The 4,487-nt window shown below is 45.0% G+C and carries 10 protein-coding genes; 9 read left to right on the top strand and 1 reads right to left on the bottom strand.

The window, feature by feature from the left end:
- Positions 1-160: 160 nt before the first annotated feature.
- The gene (locus tag TOL9009_RS0129660; protein ID WP_144238371.1) at positions 161-547 is read right to left on the bottom strand and encodes a hypothetical protein; all 387 of its coding nucleotides are present in this window, start codon (positions 545-547) and stop codon (positions 161-163) included.
- A gap of 302 nt (positions 548-849) precedes the next feature.
- Between TOL9009_RS0129660 and TOL9009_RS0129665 the strand changes: the two genes are divergently transcribed.
- From TOL9009_RS0129665 to TOL9009_RS0129705, 9 genes are all read left to right on the top strand, one after another.
- A complete protein-coding gene (locus tag TOL9009_RS0129665; RefSeq protein WP_029637039.1) occupies positions 850-1,167 on the top strand; it encodes a hypothetical protein in 318 nt (105 codons plus the stop codon).
- Positions 1,168-1,176: 9 nt separating this feature from the next.
- On the top strand, positions 1,177-1,527 hold the full coding sequence (locus TOL9009_RS0129670) for a hypothetical protein (protein WP_029637041.1): 351 nt from the start codon (positions 1,177-1,179) through the stop codon (positions 1,525-1,527).
- A 123-nt stretch (positions 1,528-1,650) separates the two neighbouring features.
- The gene (locus TOL9009_RS0129675) at positions 1,651-1,848 is read left to right on the top strand and encodes a hypothetical protein (protein WP_029637043.1); all 198 of its coding nucleotides are present in this window, start codon (positions 1,651-1,653) and stop codon (positions 1,846-1,848) included.
- The gene (locus tag TOL9009_RS0129680) at positions 1,841-2,047 is read left to right on the top strand and encodes a hypothetical protein (RefSeq protein WP_038296699.1); all 207 of its coding nucleotides are present in this window, start codon (positions 1,841-1,843) and stop codon (positions 2,045-2,047) included. Before TOL9009_RS0129675 ends, TOL9009_RS0129680 begins: the two co-directional genes overlap by 8 nt.
- Positions 2,044-2,220, top strand: coding sequence for a hypothetical protein (locus tag TOL9009_RS47950; protein WP_186227680.1), 177 nt, complete (start codon positions 2,044-2,046; stop codon positions 2,218-2,220). The genes TOL9009_RS0129680 and TOL9009_RS47950 overlap by 4 nt, the downstream gene beginning before the upstream one ends.
- Positions 2,217-2,372: a hypothetical protein gene (locus tag TOL9009_RS47955; RefSeq protein WP_186227681.1), complete on the top strand. Its 156-nt coding sequence runs from the start codon at positions 2,217-2,219 to the stop codon at positions 2,370-2,372. Before TOL9009_RS47950 ends, TOL9009_RS47955 begins: the two co-directional genes overlap by 4 nt.
- Positions 2,362-3,516 carry a hypothetical protein gene (locus TOL9009_RS0129695; protein WP_029637046.1) on the top strand — a complete coding sequence of 385 codons (1,155 nt, stop codon included), beginning with the start codon at positions 2,362-2,364 and terminating at the stop codon, positions 3,514-3,516. Before TOL9009_RS47955 ends, TOL9009_RS0129695 begins: the two co-directional genes overlap by 11 nt.
- 77 nt (positions 3,517-3,593) lie before the next feature.
- Positions 3,594-3,797 (top strand): hypothetical protein, encoded by a 204-nt coding sequence (locus TOL9009_RS0129700; RefSeq protein WP_029637048.1) that lies wholly within the window; start codon positions 3,594-3,596, stop codon positions 3,795-3,797.
- Positions 3,798-3,803: 6 nt separating this feature from the next.
- Positions 3,804-4,028, top strand: coding sequence for a hypothetical protein (locus TOL9009_RS0129705; RefSeq protein WP_029637050.1), 225 nt, complete (start codon positions 3,804-3,806; stop codon positions 4,026-4,028).
- Positions 4,029-4,487: the final 459 nt, after the last annotated feature.

Here is a 4,487-nt window from a genome sequence, read left to right on the forward strand (position 1 = left end):
ATTTTAGATAGCTTCAAAAGTCACCCAGTTCTGCTAAGTCGTGGGTGGCTTTTTAGTTATTGGTCATTGGTCATTGGACATTGGACATTGGACGCGATCGCACAAAACACGGCGTCGCACCCATCAAAAAGCCGTCCCTGCCTCATGAGGCGGGACGGCTTTATTCTGTATGGTCTTCGGGAATGTCCGAAGTTAAATGATAAATTTCTTGTTTGAGCGCCGCGACTTCACCTTTGAAAACAGTTTCTATAGTCTTGCTTTCGTCTAGGCGCATTTCAAGACGGTGCTGATGTCCCTGTACATAGGATAAAAAAGTTTTTTCTATCAGTTCGAGGCGCTCAAGGATTTTCCCAGGATTAACTTTTCTTTGGTTATCTGACCAAGCGGTATCTTTTCCTGTGCTATCAAGCGCAGCATTTCCGATCTGCTCAGTCCCCTCAGTTGGGCTATCTTGTCCATATTCTCCCAGTCGTACTGGCTCATTCTTACGTTTACTGTTTTTGCGTCGTCCGCTAGCGTCTTGGGTCGTGCCATTCTTTATTTTCACTGAACTATAGCCCCATTTTATCTTTGCAGAATTTTTTTGTATATACAAAACTGTTGACAGGTTATGTCTTTGCATTATACTAACATTAGATTCGTAAAGACAAAACTAAATTACTCCTCAACCGCAACCAAGCAGAGACGGCAGCCTGCTAGCCAAGTAGTGCAAGTAAAAGACCTGCCAGCAGTTGAAAGTGAGAGTGCAACCAGTCACATGAGCGTCACATAAAAAGAGGTAAGTCAGAGATAAGTCAGAGATAAGTCACATAAAATCTGCGCCCGAACAACCCCAACCCAAAACGAGGAATGAACAACTCTGAACTAATAGACAGCCTTAACGATCAACACTTGCTTTCTCTAGTCGAATTGCTCTCACGAGCATTGATGATGCCAGAAGAAAGTCTTCGGTACATAGCGAACGATGAACTATTTTACGAGCTGCCGTTTGAAGCGATCGCGCACTGCGAAGATTTGAACGATTATGAGCGCTTAAAGCTGATGCAGCAAGTAGTTAACACCTTAGTTACTGAAGCTGAAAAGCCTGCTATATCGATGCTTCAGCTTGCGCTACCTTTTCAAATGGCAAATTTTACCACCCTTAAACCTGTCCTACCCGATTACTAAAACCCAACTATGGAAGCAGTCGACACCAACAATAACGGCACTAGAACCCAGTCACAACCGCTTAATAAAGCCACTAAAGACAACAAACAGCGCCGTCATTTGCCCTCATTACCTGGTGCATCAAGTGCTAGTGACATGACAGCAATCATTTATAACGGACTGTCAGACAAGACCCCAGTCGAATGGAGCTTTTTAAAAAACTACGAAATTTTCAGTCTTTCCCCAGATGGCTCCTTTCCCTTGATGAAAGTCAGCCGCTCGAAAGCTGTCCGATTATCAGACCGCGAAGTTTTGATGGTTGGCGGCGGACGTTGCTACCGAGTTTCCTTCTCAAACCACTATGAAAGACCAGCATTTTAAAGTCAGCATCCATGAAAAAGCGATCGCGCAGAATGATTTGGACGCGATCGCCTTTTCAAAATGTGAAAACCAAACGAGCCAAACCAGGCTTGTTTTTACTCCAATAATAGAGCTAATCAAATCATGCCAGATAAGTACGTCGAGAGACAAATCAAATTCTACGAGTCAGCCACATCTAAAGAAGCTGAAAACGATGCCCTTTACCGCCTGGGGACTCATTTAGAACTAGAATCCGTGCCTTGCAACGGTAACGCCAATCTTACTTCCGAGCAACGAACAATTATCCTGGATGCAGTCCGTAAAGGGGATAACAATGAGTAAGCCTTTTAACCCAAACCTTTACGGTGCAACCTTAAGAGCCTGCGAAGAAAGCGGTGTACCCGAAAATTTGACCTATAAAGCTGCCGTCATCATCGCCAGCGACGATGCAGGGAAACCCGACTTGGGACGCACACCCGAAGACCAAGAAGTCGTGAAGCAAGTCTTGCCCTATCTCCAATCTAGTAGGAGGTCTCAATGAAACCAAAAGAAAATCCACTAGATCCAACCTTTTGGGAAGCTCTTGGGATTACGCCGATTGTAATTGACGACAGCACCCCTGAAAGATTTGAAGTCGGGTTCGATCAACTCTCCGAGAGAATTGAAAGCGAAGTAAGCATGATTTTTCTTTCTAGCCAGATCGAGGACAAATGAAAGACGGCGACTCCACACTAATGTTTTTGGGAGTGGCAGTGTTTCTCACTGCCACATGGTTTCACGGTCAAAACAATGAGTTACAGGCGACACTTTCACAGTGCCGTAACGATTTTCAAAGCTTTAAAGACGGGGTACTTTATGGAAGATAATCGCTTACGTCGTGTCGAGTGGATAAATCTAAATCTCCCCTCACTGCGTGACTTTGACCGATATATCGGCTGGATGCTTGGGAGAATTCTTTTTTCTGGTTGGCTGTTCACCCTTACTACGATTCGTGCAACCGCCAAAATCGTAGTCGTGATAGTTGACCAGTGCGAACGCACAACTCACAAACTACTAGAAGTTTATGCCCAAATGCCGCATGGAGGCACGTTAGGCGCTACCGTTATCAACACATCTGCTGTTGCACTTCCGCCGGCTGTTAGCGAAATTGTGACTGATATTGTTTCTGCCATAGAAGGCAAGCACTTGATGATTATCGGCGCGACAGGTTCCGGGAAAACTGTAGCGGCTCAATATCTTGCTTATGCCGTTGGTGGAAAAGTAAGGGTGCTGGAGTGCGAAGGAACCCCAGACGACTGGGTAGGGCTAGAAGTTGTCGGGCGTGGTGAGGATTGGGAGAGCATCAATGAGGCTTTTGCCGAAGAGATGGAAGAACTTACCAATCGGGTAAAAATCCGCAACAGCGAAGGGGATAAAGCTTTAATTGGGCGTGACCAAATAACCATCGTTGAGGAGTACCCAGAAGTACGCCAAAAATGCAGTAACGCTGACGAATGGTTCGAGCGTCACGCTCGTAGAGGCAGGCGAATGCTGAAATTTATTATCTGTCTTAGCCAGTTTGATAAAGTTGCAGCTTGGGGTCTAGAAGGTAAGAGCGATTTAGGTGATTGTTTTTATCGGTTACGCATCGGTAAGCTAGCGGTTAAACACGCTCGTTCACTTGGTAACGATGAATTAGAAGCATGGTTGCAACTCGACCGTAGCCATTGTTTACTTGACGACAGTCCCTGCAAACTTCCCTCATACCGAGAGATGAAAGCGGTTACACAGCGGTTATCAAATTTACCAGTTTCAGCGGCGCTGGTAACGGCTGTAACGCCCATCCAGAGCCAGTTGCAGCCGATTGAGAACGAAAATAACTATTCCAAAAATTCCGTAACCAGAGCCGTAAAAGCCTGTCTGGAAGCGGGTTTCAGCGAAAGCAAGATAGTCAAAGAGGTGCTTGGCTATAAGGGCGGTCAATATCAAGCAGGCAAGGAGGTGCTGGAAAGAATTAAAGCTGAATTTTAATTTTGCGCGATCGCACTTCAGATTGTGCAAAGTGTGATCGCGCTGGATAGTTAACCCACGTATATTTTATCACCACCATGCCCATTAAAAGCATCACTTACAAGCGAATCAAAAACCTCGGTAACTACGAATCCAAAACCCTAGAAGCTACCTCTATCGTCAACGAAAATGACGATCCATATGAAGAATTAGAAACGCTAATCGCAATGGTGGAGAATGAGCTTTTTCCCCCATTGCCTCCGACTTCCGACACCGAACATCCAAACGAACCGGATTTTTAAAATTTTATGAAACTGCAAAACAACTTTGTTCTCATGGACAAAGAGGAATTTTTAACTAATTCCTTACTTTCTGGCATTGCCTGTCAGTTACTGGCACAAATGACCAACAGAGAATTAAACGATTGGATGGAATATTTGTCCGACAGGGCTTCGGAACAATTTAAGAAAATGACACCCAAACAGCGCGAAGAAATGATTAACAGCTATGTACAAATTAGCCAAGAATTATGAGAAAGTTTGACGAAAATGGTTTACCGATCGAAACTTGCACCAATTGCGGTTCGGAGCATGTTTGGTTCGATAAAGAGTTCGGATTTTTTAAATGCCAATCGTGCAGTACGGTTTGGGCATTTGATGAGGACGACCCGGACTATACCGAACTTATAGACGATCAACCCGCCTGATGAGCCGGACTAACACTCACCGGCGAAACTCCCCTTTTTTTGGGGAGTCGCGGATCGAGTCCAAATCATTCGCCTGTAAACAGTGCAGTAACTTAGGGCTTTTACAATGAATCAAGCGTCACTGCTTTTTTAAATTCATAAGCTCAGTTGCTGCACTATAAAGCAGTTTCCCCTCGTAGTGTCAAAGCGCCAACTTTAGCACAGCCTTGAGAGTGAGTTAGGCTACGCGCCTTTGGGTGATTCGCAGGCTCTTGTACGAGGAATATCGGTTACACAAACAACCACA

Origin of the sequence: [Scytonema hofmanni] UTEX 2349 (genome assembly GCF_000582685.1) — a bacterium.
Lineage (GTDB): Bacteria > Cyanobacteriota > Cyanobacteriia > Cyanobacteriales > Nostocaceae > Hassallia > Hassallia hofmanni.